The following is a 21,109-nucleotide window of genomic DNA, read 5'->3' as shown; positions in this document are numbered from 1 at the left end:
GCATGCTTTCGCGAGCAGTGACTCGATTTTTCATGTCAAGAGGGTTTCATGAACCAAACAACCAAGGGCCAATATGGCCTGGGACGCATCACGTTCAAGGCGCATTTTGCAGAGATTCAGCAGGAAATTGAAGCGGGTTATCCGCTAACCCAAATCTATGAAAAACGAAAAGACAAACTCGGAATCGCATACACCCAGTTTACCCGCTACGTGGGCAAATATATTTCCAGGGAAGATGTTAATAAGCCCAATGCCGAAACACCTCTCTCGAATGAGCAGAGTACCAAAACTGAGGCAAGGCCCTCAAAATATATTTCAGCAACTGTGACACCCAAGAAGGGCTTAAATGACCCAACGCCATTGGCTGACAGTGAATTATTTTAAACAAAACACCAGTGAGAGGAGTTTATACGATGAAACGAGTGCATTTTGTATTACAGGGTAAAGGCGGGGTCGGGAAGACTTTCGTGGCCTCTTTGCTAGCCCAGTACCACCAAGAGCAGGATCGGGAGGTAATTTGCATTGATACCGATCCCGTAAACGCTACGTTTTCAGGCTATAAAGCCTTCAATGTCCAACGCTTAGAGTTGATGGACGGCAATGAGCTGAACCCTCGAAAGTTTGATCAGATGATGACCCTACTGATTGAACAGGATAGCCATTTTATCATTGATAACGGGGCGGCATCCTTTTTGCCGCTTTCCAACTATTTGCTGGAAAACGATGTCATTAATTTGCTTTCAGACAATAGTAAAGAAGTCTATATTCACACCTTGATCAGCGGCTCTCAAGGTTTACGGGATACATTGACAGGGTTTAGTAAATTGGCGGAACATTTACCTGAAAAAGCCAATTTAATAGTTTGGCTGAATGACTACTTTGGCCCAATCGTCAGCGAAGATGGCAAAACGTTTGAAGAGATGAAAGTTTACACTAAGCACAAAGGCCGGATAAGTGGATTAATTCGTATTCCTCGCCAAACATCATCCACTTTTGGCCAAGACGTGGAAATGATGCTGGCACATCGGGCCACCTTTGCAGAAGTCAAAGAAAACCCCATCTTTGAACTGATGGCCAAGCAACGCCTGACGATGGTTAAGCGTAACCTATTTGAACAAATGGATGCGGTGGCAGTATAAGCTCATGATGGAAACGCAAGTTCTAATACAGGAAATTCAGAAAAAACACCAGATTACCCTAAAGCCCGATGACCCGGTCTTTGTTGTGGTCACACTGAATGAGCTACTACTTTCTCATTATCTTGAAAAGTTCCAAGCCTTGCTGGAAAAGCAAAACAAGCTGGTGGCATCTCAGGGGATAGAGAGGCTGAATCAAGCTTCTGCCATGGGCAGTGAAATGATCAATCGGTCCCTAGAAGCTTTAAGTCAGACTCTAGCTGAAAAGACCGTTAAGTTAACAAATGAGCACCCATCTGAAATTGATGCCAAAAGACCACAATATTATGATTGGCAAAAGATGATAGCTAATAATATTGATTGGTGTATGTATAGCTTTACGGCTTGTGCTTTTTTCGTGATTGGTATAATTTTCAAAACATTCTTTCACAACTGACCGGGTCCCTTTTTCAGATCCACTTGGGGCAGAGATTGGGAAATTTGGTCCTGCCCCTGAAAAAATGACCATTTGCTCGCAAGGAAATGCGATGGAGCCTCTCCCAGGCAATCAGTAGTGAAGATTGAATGCTTAAGGAAAGGGCGCTGCCCTCACCGCTTCAAGGGTAAAGGCTGCGCCCGGCTCCTGGCGTCACCGCCCTTGCATCGTCTCACCCGATTCAACACCAGAGAGGGAGGTCGGCACCAGTGACCGGCCAGAACTTTAAAGGAGTTGACCATCATGGCTGAAATCAGAGGACGCGTGAAACCCGATTATTACGAACTCATCAAAGCAGTGGCTGATTTTACAGGCGATACACCCTTTGAATTCTGCTTGACCGCAGGCCTTGAAAAAGCGCGTGAGCTGATTGTGGAGAAGTTTGAATTCGAGAAAAACTATCAGGCCTACAAGACGGGCCAGGGAAGATCCAATCCAGTTTCATGAAAATTGAAACTGGATATCCAATCAGAGCCCTCTGTAGGTTTTCAATAGCCTGACTGAGACCCACGCTCGGTACCATCCAAAACTAGAGTTTCAGGATATTAGCACAATTGAATGGCCTCAGCCAAAAAACACACTCAAAATATCATCGTCGAGATCAAAAAAGCGGTGTATAAAAGCTGTTTGAAACCCATTTAGGGTTTTGAATAGCTTTTATACACCATACCTTTGCGTGCAAAATTCTGCGTGTTTACTTTCAGCCACGCAATTCAGCATTTTCAGAGTTAAGCACTTTGGCGAAGTAAGGCCTGTTCTTGTTGCCAGCGCTGGATAAATTGCCGGGGTGCCAGATAATTTAAAGCACTGTGGGGGCGTTCCTGGTTGTAATGCTCTCGCCATGCCTCAATGACCACTTGGGCTTCCTTGAGGGAGTCAAACCATTCCAGATTCAGACATTCGTCCCGAAAGCGGCCGTTAAACGATTCACATTTTCCATTCTGCCAAGGGCTTCCAGGCTCAATGAATAAGGGCTTGGTGCCTTGGGTTTCCAGCCAGCCTTGCAAACAGTGGGCAATGAATTCAGAGCCGTTATCTGAGCGCAAATAAACTGGAATCCCATAATCCTTGAATAATGTCTCCAAGGTTAAACGGACATCTTCTGACCGTAAACGCCGCTCCACTCGAATGCACAGGCTTTCGCGAGTGAATTCATCCAACACGGTCAGCAGCCGAATCCCGGTGCCCTTGCTGAGTCGATCCTGCACGAAATCCAGCGTCCAGACATGATTGGGTGCTTTGGCTTGCTCAGGCACTAGCACGGTCACGCCAGAACCCTTGCGTCGTCTTCTATGTTTCTTTTTGACTTGTAGGCCTTCCTCGCGCCAGATCCGTCGGACCCGTTTCACATTCACTTTCCAACCCAAGGGTTCTAACAGGGCGTGAATGCGACGATAACCAAAGCGGGGGTGTTGGTATGCCAGCCGTCGGATTTCTGCTCTTAATGCATCCTCGTCAATGAGTCTGGGTTGATTTAAATGACTCCGACTGATTCCAGCAAGGCGGCAACTGGACCGAATCGACAAGCCCCAGTCTCGGACCAGGGCCTGTTGAATCATTCGGCGGCGAGTAGGCCCTAATACTTTTTTAACACGTCCTGGAGCGCATCCAGCTCCAAGGTGCGTTCAGACAACAGCTTCTTGAGCCGGGCATTCTCGGATTCCAAAGCCCGCAACCGCTTGGCTTCAGAAATGGTCATCCCACCATACTTCTGCTTCCATTTAAAAAATGTGGCCGCTGAGATACTCAACTCCCGGCACACCTTCTCCACCGTCTTTTCGCCCGATACCTGGCTACGTATAGCCGCGATAATCTGCTCTTCCGTAAATCTGGAGATCTTCATTGCTTAAGGTTCCTTTCTTCCCATGAATAAAAACCTCAAGTTTTAAATGGTTCCCTATATGGGGCGCAGATCAAGCCTTCAGAGGGTTTTTAATGCTTCGACTTATATTATTTATGGAGCGTCTCTGGTCAATCTTGCTAAAGAAAATGAGATGCTCAGGCTCAAGCCTTACTCAAGCTGCTTTCGATTTAAATATGTCCGAATCTGGGTACTAATAGTACCCAGAGATCCCTAAAATTGAACTAGCCCCTGGTGAGCATCTGTTGAAAATGGTGAGCCTGGCCTGCAGGAGCAAGAGAACAAAAACTTCAGTGTAATGAATACTCATCAGCTTACCAAACAGTAGTAAATTAGGTTGTAAAAATATACATATTATAAATCTTTGCAAGGTAAGTTATAATAAACCAGGTTAAAAATATTTCAATATCATAAATTAACATAAGTCAAGGTATCATAAGTAGCATTCAGTTTCCGATTTTTTACCGAGGAATTAAAAACTGAAGCCTTGGAACATTGGCAAGCGACCCTGGGTACTTTTGTGGAAGATCTACCTCCCTGCCAGGATGGACTGGATACATTGCAGGGTATCGTACCGTGCTATTTTCGAGTATCGGCATTGTTGCTTTCCACTCGACTGGTACCGGATTTGCTTGGAACGAGCCGATCTTTCAGGATGACCTGTCGGTAAGCCTCCCAATGATCCGCGCAATACAAATGTGGATGAAATCGTTGCTCTATCCGTTTATAAAAGCGTCGAAAAGTGAGTGTATCCCGGCCACCCAGTTCCCAGTCTAATAATTACCCCGTTTCATAAGCGACTGCTGTCCAAATCCAGAGCTTTTGACTTTTTTTTCACAAAATGCCACTGTTCATCCAGTTCCACCACTGAAGCCGATTGGATGTTCGACGCAGCGTCGGGCAGTCCTTGCGCATATTGCCTGACCCATCGCCGAACGGAGGTGGGTGAAATATTTTCCAATCGCCCAATTTGCCGAAAGCTCACCCCGCTACAATACAGGCGGATCACCCGGACTTTCTTTTTCGCAAAATCTCGTTTGTGCTTAGTAATGAAGTGATAATGACAGGCTTTGCACTCATATCGTTGCTGCCCTGAGTAAAACCACTTTTGATAACCCGCTCACTACAACAGCTAAGACATCTCATCTTCACGGTCCCCCCCTGGCTTGCCAGGCAATAAAGACGCTTAGCTATATAAATAGGTTCACTCCCAAAGTTTTTATGTTATTAAAACAGTATTTATGAAAGTTATCTTGACAGACAAATGTTTTCAGGTAATCAATAAAATTCACTCGAAAAGTTTTATCACCCTTGTTACTGACTTGAACCCAACAGACTCATAAAGGAACATACGGACGTGTCCATATCTACCGAACTTTTAACGCGTAGTCAGTCATCTGTCATACCGATTGATCAACCCACTCATTCCTACAAATTGGAATCACACGCTGCGCAATCCATCCAGTTGCAATTACAAATCAAAAGAGTGGCGGACTTTTTGCTTTCCTTGATTGGCCTGGTGTTGATCAGTCCTATGTTGTTGGTGCTGGCCATTCTGGTTCGTCTGTCGTCTCCAGGGCCTGTTATTTATAAGAGTGTGCGGATAGGCAAAGATTATCAACCCATTTATATGTATAAATTTCGCACCATGGTTCAAAATGCGGATCGCTTATGGGATGACTTGAAAAAAGATCAGACGGCGCAGACTGAGCTGTTGAAGTTAAAAAATGACAATCGCATTACCCCACTCGGTAAATTCTTGCGTAAGTATAGTTTGGATGAGTTTCCCCAGCTGTTTAACGTACTCAAAGGAGAAATGAGCCTGGTGGGCCCTCGGCCTTTTGTCCCTGCGGAAAGCAATATTTTTAAATACCCTTACACTTCCAGATTTTCGGTGATGCCTGGAATGACTGGGCCTTGGCAAGTGAGTGGCCGTTCAGACCTTTCGTTTGATCAGCTTTGCAATATTGAATTAAAGTATGTGATGCAGTGGAGCCTGTTGACCGATGTTCTGATTCTGCTCAAAACACTCCCCTGCGTACTCTTGAAAAAAGGCGCTTATTAATAGCTGAAGGCAATGATTCGAGTTAGCCCACCAAACAGGGCAAGACCAAAAACAAAAACCCTCTACTTTTAAACGGTCCCCGTTATTGGGCTCAGATTACAGCATTTAGGCATTTGTTATTTAACTATCGAAAGAGTGTACTCCTAAAAATTTAGGAAGTATTTAAAAAACCTTGCTTTGTCAACATGTTTGAATCCAAATAAGTTAACAATTATAAGCTTTACTTTATGATAACTATTCAGATATGATTAAACTCTTGTAAGGCCCGAACGGCACTTGCAATCGTGTCCGCCCTCATCTTTTACTTTGGCTTCAGTTTTCTAATTTTCGCGGAGGTTTTCCCTAGACTTTATGCGCAGACTGGACGCGTTAACTGGTATCAGAGCTTTGGCAGCCCTTTGGGTGGTGCTTTTTCATTTAAGCACGGGCCTGATAAATTTCGGTTCCCTTACACCCCTCTTCAGTAGAGGGTATCTAGGCGTCGATTTGTTCTTCCTCTTGAGCGGATTCATTATCTCGTACGCCCACCAGAAAGATTTCCTGAACATTCGTAAAAAGCTACTCGTTCAGTTCCTGTGGATGCGATTGGCCCGAATTATGCCGGTTCACTGGTTCATCTTATCCCTCTTTTTGATTAATTTCCTGGTTCGAGTACAGTTGGTTGGCACGCACCCCGGAGACGAAATCCATTTTTCGTTTTGGAGTTTTATCTGTCATACTCTGAATATACAGGCCTGGGGGCTAACCCACCCTCTGACCTGGAACTACCCAGCCTGGTCGGTAAGCGCGGAATGGTTCGCTTATCTTCTTTTCCCTTGGCTAAAGGTGCTCACGGTACGTATCAACTCCCCAAAATTAAATCTGCTGGCTGGAGCCGTACTTTGGCTTTCTTTTTATCTGACTGCACTGGCTCTGGGGAAAAACGGTAGCATCAACTGGTGCGACGCATATTCATTAATCCGGGTCACCGCTGAATTCACAACCGGGATGCTGCTTTACAACATTTATAAAATTCAATTGCAAAAGCCCGCTTCGGGTACTCTGGACGGTTGGTTCGGGTTGGTCTTGCTGGTCTGCGTCTTGGGTATATACACCAACTGGAGCGATTTTATAGTGGTTCCGTTCCTCGCCGTTTTAATTTATGCTCTGTCGTTTGCAGGATCTGCCTGTCGGGCCATTTTTGCGAACCGACCCATGATTTATCTTGGAGAGATTTCGTATTCCTTATATATGGTGGACGCTTTCCTTACCATGCTTTATCTTCAGCTTACTAAGCTATTGCCCGCACTTTCTTCCCTTCAGAATATTCCCGCCCTATTCATAATGGTAAAAATACTGGTTTCGGTAGCCTGCGCCCACTGTTTATTTACGTATGTCGAGAAACCTTCTCGCAATTACTTACGAGATTGCATTCACAAAGGATTTCGCATGCCCACGTTTTTCAAACGGAAAGCCGATTTCAAATCCGAGCTGGAAATAAAAGCACAAGTTGAATCAAAATTGTCAGGATTGATCCCGTGAAAAAAAGCGATTTTTGGAAACCATTTTACAGTTTCTGGCCCAAAGCCATTCAACCACGACACGAAGGTTATTCCTTACTGTTGGCGATTCCGGGCGATTTGCCGGTATTTCTGAAAATCGCAATGGAAGTCTGTTCGTCGCAGAACTTGCAACATTGCGTAGAGCTTTTGGTAACGCCTGATCAGCGTTCAGAGGCTTTTCGCAAGGTCTTTGAATCCTGCCGAAAAAGCTGGCAAGGACCTCCGTTGCGCCTTACCGAACTCAACCGATTTGAAAACTGGCTGACCACACGGGCTAAAAATCCCGGCACAAACCACTGGTTGCAGATCATACGAGGAATTGGCGCGAGCCGAAGCCGTCTGGCGCTATTGCACGACGCGGATTTGTTTATCACGGATCAGCAGTTCCTCAAAAAGCATTACGAGCTTTGCACAAATCGGCAACTGGTTTGCCTGGGTGTCAGCCCCGCCTGGGATGGCTGGTTTGCCGATCAGGGCTATGACTACCTCACCGCCACTTGGGAAATGCTGGTGGATGTCAGCTGGGTTCGGCAATGGGCACCCTGGGTGCACCGTGGCCAGATTCGTCGGTTCAAAGGTCAGGATCACTTGTTCGATACGTTATACTGGGCCGAATGCCATACTGAAAGCCAGAAAATCGCCCGGCATTATGGCGAACATGGCTTCGTGCACTTCAATTACGTCATCAGCACCTACCGGCAATTCCAAAAAAGCGTTGATTCATTTGAAGACAGCCGGTTTTGTCTTTTACTGATTCGCCTGCTGATTAATGCTTTCGATACGAGCGATTGGCCTTATGAGATTCCGACCATTCCCGCATTAATCGCCGGAATTCAAGATTCCGCCAACCGGGTGACTTACATGGCGCCCGAAACCACCGAAAACTATGAAATTTTTCGGCAAAAACTGGAGCAATTGTTGAATACTTTCTATATTCAACCGTCTACAGCCCGCCAAATCCGAAGTGATTTGCTGCCGTTCGATCATCACTTTAATTTTACTCAAACGCCTCCCGTTGACTGTCCCCTCTAAATTCTAATTACCATAGCCGCACTCAACCCAGAATGAGACCCTTATGAAACTACATTTTCACAAGCACCCCCACAATAATTTTGGTGACGATTTGAATGCCTGGCTATGGGAGCATTTCCTGCCGGATCTGTCCGCACCACACATTGCCCCCAATAGCCTATTTATAGGCATCGGCACCCTCCTAAACAGTAGTATTCCAAAGTCGGAGCAATACGAGGTTTTTGGCACTGGGGTCGGTTACGGCAAAGGATTACCGGACATCGACAGCTCTTGGAAATTCCACTGTGTACGAGGGCCCTTGTCAGCCCAGACACTGGGCTTGCCCGAAAGTACCGCTGTCGCGGATCCCGGTATTCTGGTTCGCCGGGTGACACAGCTTACCGAGGGTAAAAAAATCTACCGATTTTCCTACATGCCTCACGTCGACTTCGGTATTCTGGGCAACCGTAGCCTGAAAACCATATGCGCTGATCTTGGCTTTGGATTTATCGATCCCCGGATGTCGTTCGAGCAGATCCGCAACGCGCTGGATCAGACGGAGATTTTGATCACAGAGGCAATGCATGGTGCTATCGTGGCAGATGCGTTGGGGTTACCATGGATTCCCGTCCGTTCGCACCATACCATCCTGTCCTACAAATGGCAGGACTGGTGTCAGTCGGTTAAAGTTCCCTACAATCCCACCACTTTAACCACCGTTTTCGATTTCCCCGGTCCGTTCAGCTGGAGCTGGCCCAAACGGCATCTTCTGTACCCAAACCCATTGCGGATGCTAAGCATGAAGCGGCAACTCCGCCAGATTGCTGCCACCGTTGCCCCAACGCTAAGCCAGCGGACAGTGATTGAAGATCGCACGCAGGAATTGGAGCATCGATTGGAAGCATTCCGTCGCGAGTATGGTATGAATGCACTTTCCACCTCCGATAGAACACTCATTTCAGCTTCTACTTAACGCCTACCCGACCCTGGAGATGATTCACCCATGCTTGGCGACACCCCTTCCACCGGCTACCTGATCAGCCAGTATCCCTCACGTTCGCACACATTTATACTTCGGGAAATTCAGGAAATTGAGCGGCTGGGACTGCCCGTCAAAGTGGCCTCCATCAATCAGCCGGACCGCGCCATGGATGCCATGATGCCAGATGAGCAACAAGAAGCCGCACGGACTCATTACATCAAATCACAAGGCGCTGCTGGAGCGCTAAGAGCCTTAGTCCAGGAATTCAAGGCCAACCCAGTGGGGGTGCTGAAGGGTCTGGCGGGTGCAATCCGGCTGGGCAGATCGCATCCCAAAACCTTGCTGATCCATCTCGCCTACTACGCAGAAGCGGTGATGGTGGCCTGCTGGATGCGCCGGAACCAGCTGCGTCACCTACATGTACATTTCGCGCAAGCCGTTTGCACCGTGGGCATGTTGACAAAACTCATCAATGGTTGCCAGTATTCCTTTACAGTACATGGCCCGGATGAGTTTTCCAATGTTGAGCATCACCGTTTGCGGGAAAAATTCGCCATGGCGGATCGCATCATCGCCATAACGTATTATGCTCAGAGCCAGATCATGCTGCATGCAAACTCCGAAGATTGGGGTAAAATCCTTATCGTACGAGTGGGATTGGACTGCGAACCCTTCTTAATGTTGGCGGCGGAGAGAATCAAACATCACGCAGCCAGAGGAGTTCCCGAGATTCTGTCCATCGGGCGCTTGTCCCCCGCCAAAGGGCAGTTGGTGCTTTTGAAGGCGCTGGCCAGTCTGAAATTGAAAAACGTGTCGTTCCACCTGACCCTGGTCGGTACTGGACCGCTACACGCCTTGCTGGAAAATGAAGCCAAAAGGCTAGGCTTGGACGATCGCCATTTGACCTTCGCAGGTGGCAAAAACCAGGATGAAATTCATGCTTTGATCCGGGAATCGGATCTGTTTGCATTGAGCAGCTTCGCCGAGGGCCTGCCGGTAGTGCTGATGGAAGCCCTGCTGGCCGAACTTCCGGTTGTTACAACAACCATTACCGGCATCCCGGAACTCATCCAGCATGAACGGGAAGGTCTGCTGGTTGCTGCAGGGGACAGCGAGGGATTCGCCGAGGCACTGCAACACTGTCTAACCCATACGGCGGAAGCACAGGCCATGGCACAGTCTGGCCAGAAACGGGTGCTCGAACTGCATGACATACACGTCACCGGACGCCAACTCTACCGTTGCTTTACGGAACTGGCGAACCGCGATAGTGAAATTTTTGGACCTTCCCAGGCAGGCGTGGAGGCGCTTCATGCGCCCATCGTATCACTGGCGAAACCCTGATGAAAATCGCAGTTGTGCTTCCACAAGATGAAAAAATGCATGCTTACTATGGGGGCGCTATTGCCCGATGGGTGGCGCAAGTTTACCTGCATCGCAGCGGCGACATCAACTTCACTGTTTTTTCCACCCACTTTCAAAAAAAAGGTGCTTACCCGGTGCCCGTGCAGGGCCACGGGTTCCTGAGCCGTTTCATCCAACCCCTCTTACGATTTCCAAAAAACGACACGATCACGCTTCGTGGGCTGTTCTGGATGGCTTACCTATGCCTGACCACTAACCATTTCAAGGGCTATGACGCCGTGCATATCCATAACCAAGTCCATTACGCAGTTTGGCTGCGCAAGCTGGGATACCAGGGCAAAATCATTTTGCATATGCACAACACCGTCCAGACTTTTTTACCGGATCGCAGCCAATGGCCGCGCCTGTACCAGTCAATCGATATGGCCCTGTTCTGCAGCCATTTCGTTTTACGCTCCGCTCGAAACGGTTTTGAGCCGATACTACCCAAAACAGCGGTGGTGTACAACGGGGTTCAGCTTTCCGCCCACAATCTGCCACCGGAACGGCAAGCACTTACGCTTTTGTTTGCGGGAAGATTAGTCAAGGAAAAAGGCTTATTGGAAGCCATGGAAATACTGGCAGAACTGCGCAAACGCGGTATTCAGGCGATCTTGAATGTTGCAGGCGCTGCCGGTTTCGCCACTTCCAAAATCACGCCCTACATGGCCCTTGCCCAGGAACGTGCCGATGCAATTAACGCACACTATGGCGCTGCGACGATCCGGTTTCTGGGTTACCGCTCCCACGAGGCGCTTCTGGAGGAAATGGCTCGCTCGCGGGTTTTCCTGTTTCCTGTCCTATGGGATGAACCTTTCGGGATGGTCATGGTCGAAGCGATGAGCACCGGAACTCCAGTGGTCGCTTCTCGTAGAGGTGGCATTCCCGAAGTGCTGCAAGACGTCGGTACGCTAGTAGACGAGATGAAGCCTTCGGTCTGGGCAGACGCCCTTCAACCCTATCTACAGGATAACGCATTCTGGGAAGCGCAATCGAAGGCCGCCTTGCAACATGTCCAGGAAAACTTCGGCTGGCCCAAAATCAGCGCCGATTATGAGGGAACCCTCCGACTTGGGCTGGGCTGACTCAATAGTGCAGACCTAAAGGCACGGTGACCTTAGGATTGGCAACGCCCTCTACTTTCACCATGGGGGTGAAATCAGCTTTATAATCCCAGTAAGCCCAGGGAATGCGGTATTTTTCGGAGATCTGCCGGACGTCCTTGACCCACTGCTCAGTGTTTCCAGCCGGCGCAAACTGATTATACGCTCCGAATTCCCCAAGGTAAACGGGTACCTGATGTTTCTGCGCCCAGGCATGAAGGGCTTTGAACCGACTGTCCACGTTGGCCACGCTGTAACGTGAATAGCAGTAATAGGCAAGGCTCTTGGCAACGCTTTCGGGAAGTTTTTTAAGCGTTTCGTTGCATTGAAACGGCTCGACCGGATAAGGCAGCAGCCGCGCCTGCTGAATGTTTGGATCTCCGAAGCTTTGCAGACCCTGATAGACGAAAGCAACGGGTTCGTAAAAATGCACGGTATACAAAATGTTCGGTCCGGTGACGGGATTAGATATTTGGGTTACTGCCCCGATGGTGTCCCAGTCATAGCTGGTCAAAATGACGTAATGCTTTTGAGTCACTGCCCGAATGGATTGCAACAGACGCCTTTGCACTCGATCCCACATGGCCGGGCCGTTCGGATCTTTCGGGAAAACAACGTTGTACGCTGGCTCGTTCATCACCTCGAAATAAATCCTGTTAGGCGGAATATTTTTATATCGGCTGGCCAGACTACCCCACAGGCTCTCGTAAGTATTCAGCACGCTGACAGAGGTAGCCATATCGTGGGGAGCGTTTTTATTACCAACCAAGGAAAGCACCACTGCGATACTCTGTTTGTTCATACGGGCGATGGCATTATCAAGCAATTGGATTCGCGCATCAATGAACGTAGGGGTCGGCGTCTTAAAGTTAGCCAGAAAACCGGCATAAATAGGGATACGCACATGCGTAATACCCGCATTTTTCATTTGAAGGATTTGCGAGTCCGTCACAAAGGCTTTCTGGTGGCCCTGGTTGAAAATAGTCGGTCCCATAAACCAGTTATACATGTTCACGCCTTTGGCTAGAGCCGGGTGGCGGCAAATACTGCACATGCTATTGGTAGTTTGTGCCAAAACGGGCAAATGATTGATGCTTAGGAAAACCAGCAAGCCGAGCGCCAGACTATGCAAGAAAAATAACCTGTTTCTTCTTGTCTTCATTAGATTTCCCCTACATTGATTCATTTAAAATTGACCGACATGCTAAATAACTTTTTCTTTGCGCAGGTTCAGAAAAATAAATGGGCTGCGGCTGAGGAGATCGTTCCATTTGGACAAGATAAGAGTGCGTTCCAGCGGGTTCGCTGAAAATCCGAACCACAGCCCGCAAGCCGCTACAGAACTAAAAATCAATATAATGCCAAACAGAATGATATTCAATTGCCAATTCTGGTAAGCCAACCGACCCAGCCCGACCAATAAGCCAGCCAAGAGCAAGGGCGGTAGGTTGGAGAGATAAACCTCCCGAATGAATCGGACATTGGAAATTTTCAGTTGCTGACAAGCCAGAGGATTGGTGATGAACTGATTGTACAGCACGTTGATAGAGGTGGTGGCCAATGCCGGACCATATAGGCCGATTTGTCCAACCAGCCACCAGCTTAACAGGAAGTTTACAATGGCGACCGAAAAATTGAGCACAGTGATCCGGCGGTGGTTACCGGTAGACATCAAATAATTCAGGCCCGGCGCAGAGATAGCATCGGACCATATGGCGGGCAGTATCACCAAAGCAAGAATCCAGGCGATCTGGAAATCGATGCGGTTCGCGCCCAGAATGGCGACGATTTCAGGAAAAATGCCCGCGATCAGAATGATGAACAGCGAAATAAGGAAGCAGCACAAAGCGCTGATCCGTAGATATAACATTCGAGATTTTTCAAGGTCCTTACTTGCCTTTAGCCGAGTGAACACCGGGGAGATCCCATCAATGAACTGGAGGAAGAACCATGCCAAGTAGCTGAAAATTCTATTCACAAAGCCGTAGATTCCCACATCCGCAAGAGTCATAAACCGGGCAAGCAGGACGGCATCCATTTGCCTGGCAAACAACTTGCTAAGCCGTTGCAAAAACACAAAGAAGCTGATTCCTGTCAGCTCGCGAAATCCCGCCTTCGTGCAACGAGTGCGCCAGTGGAAGCAGTTTTTCTCAACCCGTGCGGCCATTACCAGGTAAGCTGTGTTGTTCAGCACCGAAATAGCGAGCCGCGCCATGAAAATGGCCACGATACCGTGTCCCTGTATAAGTAGTAGCAGGTAAAGCGTGGTGCTTATGATTGCCTGCAGGGTATCGCTCACGCTAATCCACCGATGCAGGCAATGAGATTTCAGCACGGCTTGGTAATAGAAGCCGTACAGGTTAATGGCTGAATCAATAAACACGATGTTGAATAGCAGGGGCGCCACCTGAAGCTGTTTTGGCGTTAAATTGAAGAACTCGGCTAGGGTTCCGCTTAACGGCAGGCCAGCAAGCACTGTCAAAACAGACAGGCCCAGAAATAAATATTGACCCAACAGCAGCTGCTCCTGCTGCTTTATAGTATTACCTAGTGTGGAATAATGGCTTAATCGCTGAATTAACGCATTGGCAAAACCCATTTCCAGAGCGGTTAGAATATCGATTGTGCCAAACAGGAATATATAGAACCCGTAATCGTCCGCTCCCAAAAAGCGGATAATCAGCGGCACCATGAGCAGGTTAGCAACAATTTTAATACAATAACCACCCGTGCCGGTAATCATATTGCCTATTAGGTTTTTTTTGTAATCCATAAAAGGTACCCATCTAATTTCTTTAGTGTACCGATGCCGCGTTCAAACGGCGGGCAGCCTCAATGGTTGTCAGCAGCAGAATCCAGAACGGGGTTTCCAGCATGACAATACAATTACTGGTGCCGCAGGAAATAAAGAATATCAGCAGCAGGCCAAGGGCTGTAAGATTAAGGAAGCGGCTAAGAGGATGCGGCTGCGTCTTAAACAAGCTGGCGATCAATCGAAACGTTGTTATGATTAGACCCAGGAAAAGAATCCAGCCAATAATGCCAAAATCATACAGTCCTTGCAGATAATCGTTGTGCACTTCGGCCACCTGATCGGTATGACCCTGCATGGCTGAGTGCTGGATCATCCGCTCATATGCCGCCGACATGCCATGGCCAGTGACCACTTCCATACCATGGATGTTTTCCAGCAAGTAATCCCAGGATTTTTGACGCCACTCTACACTCCGATTGTCATTAAGGCGATCATTTATTTTTTCTACCGAATCGACGCCCATCGACAATTGTAAGAGGACTCCCGCCAAGCCAAAAATAAAAGTAAGACTGATTGCGGTGAATAACATTTTTTTGAATTGATTAATTGTGCGGCAATTCAGCAAAAACATTAGCGCTCCGCCTAGTAGAACGGCAAAAATCGCAGTTTTACACAACGTGGTCAGCAAAGCCAAGAAACCGAGCACCAGGGTCACTATCAACACCCAACGAAAACTGAATTGTGCAGCTTCATGGCTCAGATAGACGCCCAGCAAATAAAGCAGCAAGTAGGATTGATAAATCGCGAAATTGTTGGGATGAAAGAAAATAAGCTGCATACGCATCATTCCCTCAATGAACATCGTCATAATATTCAGGGGATAGCATATGAGGGCGAACACGGACAACAGCAAAGTCATCGTCACCACTACAATGTTAAGTTTCTGAATCAGCTTTTCCGGATGGTTCGTGAAATAAACAACGTATGCGGTCAAATACAATGAAAAGAAGTTTAGGACGAGAGGGGTCAGGTAATGGACGCTCATGCTGGCTTTACCGATAGCCACCCCTTTATCATAGACCACATGATCGAAAAACAAGTAGTTCACCAGCACAATCAGCAAGAAAAGGGAAAAATAACGAATCAGTGCAACCTGCTTGAACAGAGCAAACCAACGCCTTCGGGTTAGCGCGATCACCGGGATTACTAACAGAAAAACCATGTTAACAGTTTGCGGAAAATTAATCCCTAGGGCGGAAGCTAGCTTAGTCACCCAGGTAAACCAGGGCAAAAGCGCCAGATAACAGAGCAAAAACAAAACCGGCTTTCGGAGGCAGCCCCGAACATAGCCCGTGTAAAACACAACGCCGCAAATCAGGAGAGAAAGCCCCAATATGAGCGGAACTGAGAGGCGACCGGCAAGTGATTCCGGCAGCCAGATATATAAAGTGCAGCCAAGCAGTCCGCAAACTAGGGCCAGCACAAGATAATAAATGGGAGGCCAGGCTGTTTTTCTATTTGTTTGAACCTGTGGAAAATTCATATTGAAAAACTCAATTGGGCAAGGGATGAAAGAACCAGAAAGGATCTATTCGTGCATCCCATTCGCGACGACGGATCTTCTTTGAGGCTCGGCCTGTTGTTGATTGGCCAGAACCAGCTCTTTGAGAGCAAGATTCGGATTCAATTCGTCCGAATTATCTTCGCCATCGAATTTTTGAATTCGGCCTAGATAATCCGCCCCAAAAGCGGTGGCTACGCCGGTAGCAATTCCAATCAGCAGACCCAGAATCATCAACTGGTTACGGTTGGGGAACTGAGAGCTACCCGGATCGGAAGGCTCCGTAAGGGGAAACACGTTACTAAGGGTCTGCATTTCTCGCATTTTGGCTTCTAGTGATTTTTGCTCCAGCACGTCTAACGCGGTGCTGATTGAATTTTCATCTTGCTTTAAATTCATCAACTTGGCTTCCGCAGCTGGCAGATCCCGTATTTTGGACTCCAATGTGCTGAGAGAACTCCGAAGCTGAGCAGACTGGGCTTTGGCTCCTTTAAAGCGTGCTTGGACTTCCAGCATGTTTGTCACCGCCACGCCTCGAGTTTCATCCGCAATCACGGCCGTACCGTCGACAGTCTTGGTATCACCGGCTGCAGCCGGTGAACTAATCACACCGTTCCGGACTGTTTCAGACTGAATATCCTGTCGGACTTGTGAAATCTGGGAGTCTAGCTGCTTAATTTTGAGATGCTCGGGTGTGTAGCGCGCCCGCAAGGAATTTCTTTCAGCCGTCATTTCGTACAACTTGTTATACATTGGGGACAGAGTAGAGCTACGTCCGATTGCGGCGGCGGCCACTGCTTTCTTAGTGTTCATACCCAGAGTAGACTCATACGCGGAAAGCTGGCTACCGTAATTCTGCGCATCCGCGCTCGCAGCTCGGGTAGACTGTTCCAGCGCACTTCGGTTCTGTTCCAGCGTAGTCAGCGTCGATTCGAGATTGTAAATGTCATGGGTTCTCTTAAATAGAGCAACTTCTTCCCGAATGGTAAACAGGCGCCTTTTTAAATCATTTGCTTGCCGGGTCATGTATTCGGCGCGCTGGCGATGCTCCGACTGGTTCTGCTCCTGGCTGGCCTGCATAAACGCCTTCAGCACAATACCCATGCCTTCCTGGGCAATTTGGGGACTGGACCATCTAAAATTGAGGTAAATGACGTCGGTACCCGGAATATTCCTAGCCTTGATGAAGCTCTTACCGTCCCCGAAAAGCCCCAGCCACTCGGACATCGTTTCCAGTTTCATTTTTTTTAACTCTTCGGGATGCTTAACAAGCATCTGCTCCCAAAGGGCCTTGCCGATGGTCTTGCCTTTCAGTAATTCCATGGTGTTTAGAACAGGATTGGCCAAGGAGGAAGTCGAGGTGGCGTAATTATCGGTGGTGAGGTAATTAGTGGTGAGGGGAGAATTTTTAATGACAACGGACGCAGCGGAACTGTAGGTCGGAACATAAGCAGTGACACTGTAAATGGCGGAGAGAATAAACAGGATCATAGCCACCGACAACGCTAGTCTGAAATGCTGTCGGAGTGGCGCGGGAACCAAGCGGGCAGGCCCGGAAGGCGACTGACGATAAATCGGTTTCAAATAAAGGTCAGATGAGGAATCCATAGATTTCAAATGTTCTACCTCAATTGTAAGTGAATTATAAATATCATCCAGTAAAAAAAATAAAATAAAAGCACTGATTAGTAAATTAAGAATTATTAAATTCTATCTCGTAAGGATGACTCTTCGAAGGAAAGCGCGGTTTTGTAGCGTGGGGAAAGTCTCCGTTTCAACCGGCCCAGCAAAACGCCGTCGCGGAGATCGACCGCCAGCGATTTGAGGTGGGTATCTATACCGGCGGGGAGCAAAGTACGAATGAACGTACTCAAACAAACCTGAAGCCAAGATTTCAAATTGGTTTCAGGAGCCTGCAATGCACGCATTAAGATGCGGCGGGCGTTCGGGGCATCCTTCTGCGCAAGACGGACACCGGCAACATAATTGTAGGACTTGCAAGTCGAAAAAGGCTTGTAATGACTATATTCGACGGGAAAGCGGGGATCGCTGAACAGCCAATCCACCACCTGCAAATGCGCCTGCAAAACGCTTTCTATTTTCTCTGTGTTTTTGGTCAGACTGTTTTGATGCTGCCGATACTGAATCAAGTAAGCCGGAATGATACCGACTGAGTGGATTGATTCCAGGAACAGATTGTAGTGAATCTGCATGTCCTCAGCGGCTGCAAAGTTTTCGTTCAAACCGCCAATGCGCTGAAAAACCGTTTTTTTAATTAAAATGTTTGGCGATCCCACGAATTTGGAAGCCGCGATGCGATCCCAGGTATGACTATAATTGGCGGGTACACAGTAAGTGCCGTCCGGCTTGGGAATTAATTTAAATCCGGCACTAGGTAATGGTTTGCCAGACTCGTCGATGTGCGTTGAAAACCCATAAGCTGCCGAAGCGTGGGGATTTGCCGCAATGAAACAAGCCAGATGCCTCAGGGCGTCAGGCTGCATGATGTCGTCGGAATCGAAAAAGAACAGGTACTCCCCTCTGGCGAAACGGCTGCCGTAATTTCTGACGGCGGAAGGCGCGCCCAGGCGAACAGGGGCTTGCAGGCAACGAACCTTCTTTCCCTCAAAGCCTCGGGCGATAGCCGCAGTGCAATCTGATGACTGATCATCGATGATCAGCAATTCCCATTCGCAACCGGATTGCCCCAGAACAGAGCGAATCGCGGCCTCAATGAAACGCTCCACGTTGTGGGCGGGCATGATGATGGAAATTAAAGGAGGCAGGACATCAAGTGTGGGGTCGCTACCGAAACCAAGAAGGCCAGACATCGAAGGTGGCTCCTTTATAAGGGGATAAAGTACAAATACCGACTACGTTCAAAAATTGGTTCGTTTCCACCCACCGATGCCAAACACCTGTACGGTTGAAGCGGCCGTTTGCGCTACAGTCTGGAAGGGTGAAAGGATGCGAGCGATTTCCATGCCACGGCGTCCAGATTTATGCAGCGTACTTTCAGGCACGTAAACCACGTCATTGGGGCGAAGCATCAGATCCTGCATATTTAGGGGAACAAAAAATGTGCTAAAGCGGTCTTCCTTGCTAAAGCGGCGCACCGCGATTTCCCGACGATTGGAAGGATCGTTGTCCGAAAAACCGCCAGCTTGCGCCAATGCCGTATTCAGGTACGGAGAAGTGGCATCCATCAGATACACACCAGGTTTTTCCACTTCTCCCAGAACCCGGATAGGAAAGGTTTTTGGCCCGATGGAGGAGCTGACAAGCAAACGGAAATCCTGATCATCCAGCGCCATGTTCTGCAAAGCGGGAATGCTAATGGAATCGCCAGAATTGATGCGAATATCCTGCTCAATATCGCTTTCCTTCAGAAGTCCCCACAAATTTACGGTCAAGATCTGACCGTCATGGGCACGTTTGATTTGAACCTGGCTTAGATCGGCGTATAGTTGAACACCACCGGCATTGGCCAGCACGTTGCTCAGGTACATGTCAGTTCGTGACAGCGGCGCCGTCTCTTCGCTGGTTTCCACTCTTACTTGGTTGGGTTCGGTAGTGATTGAAATCCGGCCTGGCTTCATAACCGCGCCCGAAAGATACACAATGCAGGGCTTGGTTTTTTCCAGGCTGAGGCTGAATTCGGGGGCCACCAGTGTGCGCTTCAAGCCCTGTAGTACCTCGTGGGTAACACTGGACATCGTGCGATCCTTCATGTACACGTCGCCAACGCCCGGCACATGCGCGTGGCCGTCAGGCCCGATCAGGATGTGATCGTTGCTGTAGGCTTCCTCGTCGGCTACCTGAAGAGATATCACGTCACCAGGGCCAAGCAGGTAGGGCTCTTCCTGGTAAACGATTTGTGCTTCCATACGATCCGCTGCCCGAACTGCTTGAAAGGGTGAAATAGTGAAGAGGATGGCGCACAGCACAAATAAAACCTTGAAAAAGGCTGAACAGGTGGAAATAAAACGATGTGAGGTCATGGGCAGGGGTCATCTCTATGAATTACTATAGTAAAAGGTAAGAGTGAAAAGGGTGGGCGAAGAGTAAATGTTGTAGATATTCGGAGCCGAACAGGTGCAATCCAAGAACAGGTTATAAGGATAATTTAGATACCAATTAAGTTATGATAAAGGTAATGAAAAAGCAAGTGCGGAGTTAAAATACGTTTACCATTTCCTTAATGAAAATTAACAAAAAAAAGCAGTTCATTTCAATTGTTTGTGTTAAAAATATTTTTACTTAAAATTTAAATTGTGACGTACAGTTGGATGTTTAGTGTGGCTCAAGCACCTTATTTGATACGGAACCAGACAAAAATCACCAAAAAAAAACAAAAAGTAAGCCAAGTTTTAAAATATAAGTTTAGGGCTGATCGATTGGATTATATGGCAAAAATGGTTTAATTGAATTGAGTATTGTGAACAATGAACATTTCTCAGAACATTTCTCATCTTTTTTCAAAGTCGGCATCCTTGTTTTTATCCGGCGACACAGCTTGGACAACTCAAAAAATTCCATACGGAAAGTTACAAGCCTTCAGGGGAATTCTCGCCTTAAATGTCGCTATTGCACATTGCCTGGGCGTTTTTGCCATTGACATGCAAGGAACCGGATTAACAAGCCACCATCCTTGGCAAGCCTTTCAGACAGACGCCATTTACTGGTTGCAATTGCTGGCTACCGGCTCAAGCTCCGTGGCTTTGTTCTTCGTACTCAGTGGATTCGTGCTGGGGTTATCCCTCAATCGCGCACCGATAGATACTCTCAAAGGACTGATATTTTTCTATGTTCGCCGGGTATTGCGGATCTGGCCAGCGTACGCAGTTTCTCTACTGCTCATTTTGACATTCTTATTCACCCAGTTTCAATACCACCAGTGGCCTTTTGCCTCTCAATGGTTCACATCTTTCTACACCCGACCTCTCACCACCGATTTGATCTTGAGTAATGCTCTTATGGCCGACACCTCACTCAACTCCAACACTTGGTCTCTGAAAGTGGAAATGATCGGCTCTCTGTTTATTCCTTTATTCTTTTGGTACGCCAGAAAAACTAGAGCCAATACGGTAACTTTGGGTTAGAATTTCAGGGTTTGGAAGAGGATAGCGTATGCCTTGGAGACCCTTGAGTGACGAGCAATGGGAACTGATTGAGCCAGTCATTCCAAAACAAAGAACTGGCCGCCCCCGGAGTC

At 47.9% G+C, this 21,109-nt stretch carries 20 protein-coding genes; 11 read left to right on the top strand and 9 right to left on the bottom strand.

Annotation, left to right across the window (positions count from 1 at the left end; genetic code table 11):
* The first annotated feature begins 48 nt into the window (after positions 1 to 48).
* The 4 genes from ACEW81_RS13100 (at position 49) to ACEW81_RS13085 (ending at position 2,058) form a co-directional block, all read left to right on the top strand.
* The gene (locus ACEW81_RS13100) at positions 49 to 384 is read left to right on the top strand and encodes a TraK family protein (protein WP_373533445.1); all 336 of its coding nucleotides are present in this window, start codon (positions 49 to 51) and stop codon (positions 382 to 384) included.
* A 29-nt stretch (positions 385 to 413) separates the two neighbouring features.
* Entirely contained in the window at positions 414 to 1,139 is a 726-nt protein-coding gene (locus ACEW81_RS13095) for a nucleotide-binding protein (RefSeq protein ID WP_373533444.1), read from the top strand.
* 4 nt (positions 1,140 to 1,143) lie between these two features.
* Entirely contained in the window at positions 1,144 to 1,572 is a 429-nt protein-coding gene (locus ACEW81_RS13090; RefSeq protein WP_373533443.1) for a hypothetical protein, read from the top strand.
* Positions 1,573 to 1,854: 282 nt separating this feature from the next.
* Positions 1,855 to 2,058, top strand: a complete 204-nt coding sequence (locus ACEW81_RS13085) for a type II toxin -antitoxin system TacA 1-like antitoxin (protein WP_373533442.1) — start codon at positions 1,855 to 1,857, stop codon at positions 2,056 to 2,058.
* Positions 2,059 to 2,339: 281 nt separating this feature from the next.
* Here the strand turns inward: ACEW81_RS13085 and ACEW81_RS13080 are convergent, their stop codons facing one another.
* From ACEW81_RS13080 to ACEW81_RS13070, 3 genes are all read right to left on the bottom strand, one after another.
* A complete protein-coding gene (locus ACEW81_RS13080) occupies positions 2,340 to 3,170 on the bottom strand; it encodes an IS3 family transposase (protein WP_373533441.1) in 831 nt (276 codons plus the stop codon).
* Positions 3,171 to 3,187: 17 nt separating this feature from the next.
* Positions 3,188 to 3,454, bottom strand: coding sequence for a transposase (locus ACEW81_RS13075; RefSeq protein ID WP_373533440.1), 267 nt, complete (start codon positions 3,452 to 3,454; stop codon positions 3,188 to 3,190).
* Between the two features lie 808 nt (positions 3,455 to 4,262).
* Positions 4,263 to 4,523: a helix-turn-helix domain-containing protein gene (locus tag ACEW81_RS13070; RefSeq protein ID WP_373533540.1), complete on the bottom strand. Its 261-nt coding sequence runs from the start codon at positions 4,521 to 4,523 to the stop codon at positions 4,263 to 4,265.
* A gap of 306 nt (positions 4,524 to 4,829) precedes the next feature.
* Here ACEW81_RS13070 and ACEW81_RS13065 point away from each other — a divergent pair, with 306 nt between their 5' ends.
* From ACEW81_RS13065 to ACEW81_RS13040, 6 genes are all read left to right on the top strand, one after another.
* A complete protein-coding gene (locus tag ACEW81_RS13065) occupies positions 4,830 to 5,537 on the top strand; it encodes a sugar transferase (protein WP_373533439.1) in 708 nt (235 codons plus the stop codon).
* A gap of 351 nt (positions 5,538 to 5,888) precedes the next feature.
* Positions 5,889 to 7,058, top strand: coding sequence for an acyltransferase family protein (locus ACEW81_RS13060; protein ID WP_373533438.1), 1,170 nt, complete (start codon positions 5,889 to 5,891; stop codon positions 7,056 to 7,058).
* Entirely contained in the window at positions 7,055 to 8,110 is a 1,056-nt protein-coding gene (locus ACEW81_RS13055; RefSeq protein ID WP_373533437.1) for a hypothetical protein, read from the top strand. The genes ACEW81_RS13060 and ACEW81_RS13055 overlap by 4 nt, the downstream gene beginning before the upstream one ends.
* 43 nt (positions 8,111 to 8,153) lie before the next feature.
* The gene (locus ACEW81_RS13050; protein WP_373533436.1) at positions 8,154 to 9,062 is read left to right on the top strand and encodes a polysaccharide pyruvyl transferase family protein; all 909 of its coding nucleotides are present in this window, start codon (positions 8,154 to 8,156) and stop codon (positions 9,060 to 9,062) included.
* A gap of 30 nt (positions 9,063 to 9,092) precedes the next feature.
* The gene (locus ACEW81_RS13045) at positions 9,093 to 10,415 is read left to right on the top strand and encodes a glycosyltransferase family 4 protein (protein WP_373533435.1); all 1,323 of its coding nucleotides are present in this window, start codon (positions 9,093 to 9,095) and stop codon (positions 10,413 to 10,415) included.
* Positions 10,415 to 11,560, top strand: a complete 1,146-nt coding sequence (locus ACEW81_RS13040; RefSeq protein ID WP_373533434.1) for a glycosyltransferase family 4 protein — start codon at positions 10,415 to 10,417, stop codon at positions 11,558 to 11,560. The genes ACEW81_RS13045 and ACEW81_RS13040 overlap by 1 nt, the downstream gene beginning before the upstream one ends.
* Position 11,561: 1 nt before the next feature.
* On the opposite strand, the gene ACEW81_RS13035 is transcribed toward ACEW81_RS13040, so the two are convergent.
* The 6 genes from ACEW81_RS13035 to ACEW81_RS13010 form a co-directional block, all read right to left on the bottom strand.
* Positions 11,562 to 12,740 carry a glycoside hydrolase family 5 protein gene (locus ACEW81_RS13035; protein WP_373533433.1) on the bottom strand — a complete coding sequence of 393 codons (1,179 nt, stop codon included), beginning with the start codon at positions 12,738 to 12,740 and terminating at the stop codon, positions 11,562 to 11,564.
* A gap of 42 nt (positions 12,741 to 12,782) precedes the next feature.
* Positions 12,783 to 14,351 (bottom strand): lipopolysaccharide biosynthesis protein, encoded by a 1,569-nt coding sequence (locus ACEW81_RS13030; protein ID WP_373533432.1) that lies wholly within the window; start codon positions 14,349 to 14,351, stop codon positions 12,783 to 12,785.
* Between the two features lie 22 nt (positions 14,352 to 14,373).
* Positions 14,374 to 15,876: an O-antigen ligase family protein gene (locus tag ACEW81_RS13025; RefSeq protein WP_373533431.1), complete on the bottom strand. Its 1,503-nt coding sequence runs from the start codon at positions 15,874 to 15,876 to the stop codon at positions 14,374 to 14,376.
* 45 nt (positions 15,877 to 15,921) lie between these two features.
* A complete protein-coding gene (locus tag ACEW81_RS13020) occupies positions 15,922 to 17,511 on the bottom strand; it encodes a GumC family protein (RefSeq protein ID WP_373533430.1) in 1,590 nt (529 codons plus the stop codon).
* A gap of 86 nt (positions 17,512 to 17,597) precedes the next feature.
* Positions 17,598 to 18,725 carry a glycosyltransferase family 2 protein gene (locus ACEW81_RS13015; RefSeq protein WP_373533429.1) on the bottom strand — a complete coding sequence of 376 codons (1,128 nt, stop codon included), beginning with the start codon at positions 18,723 to 18,725 and terminating at the stop codon, positions 17,598 to 17,600.
* 48 nt (positions 18,726 to 18,773) lie between these two features.
* Positions 18,774 to 19,895 (bottom strand): polysaccharide biosynthesis/export family protein, encoded by a 1,122-nt coding sequence (locus tag ACEW81_RS13010; RefSeq protein WP_373533428.1) that lies wholly within the window; start codon positions 19,893 to 19,895, stop codon positions 18,774 to 18,776.
* A gap of 444 nt (positions 19,896 to 20,339) precedes the next feature.
* On the opposite strand from ACEW81_RS13010, the gene ACEW81_RS13005 reads away from it, so the two are divergent.
* Positions 20,340 to 20,996: an acyltransferase family protein gene (locus ACEW81_RS13005; protein ID WP_373533427.1), complete on the top strand. Its 657-nt coding sequence runs from the start codon at positions 20,340 to 20,342 to the stop codon at positions 20,994 to 20,996.
* Positions 20,997 to 21,109 lie beyond the last annotated feature (113 nt).

It is taken from the genome of Vampirovibrio sp. (genome assembly GCF_041737375.1).
Classification (GTDB): Bacteria; Cyanobacteriota; Vampirovibrionia; order Vampirovibrionales; family Vampirovibrionaceae; genus Vampirovibrio.
The sequence above is the reverse complement of the archived record's forward strand: the minus strand, read 5'-3'. Positions and strand labels throughout refer to the sequence as shown.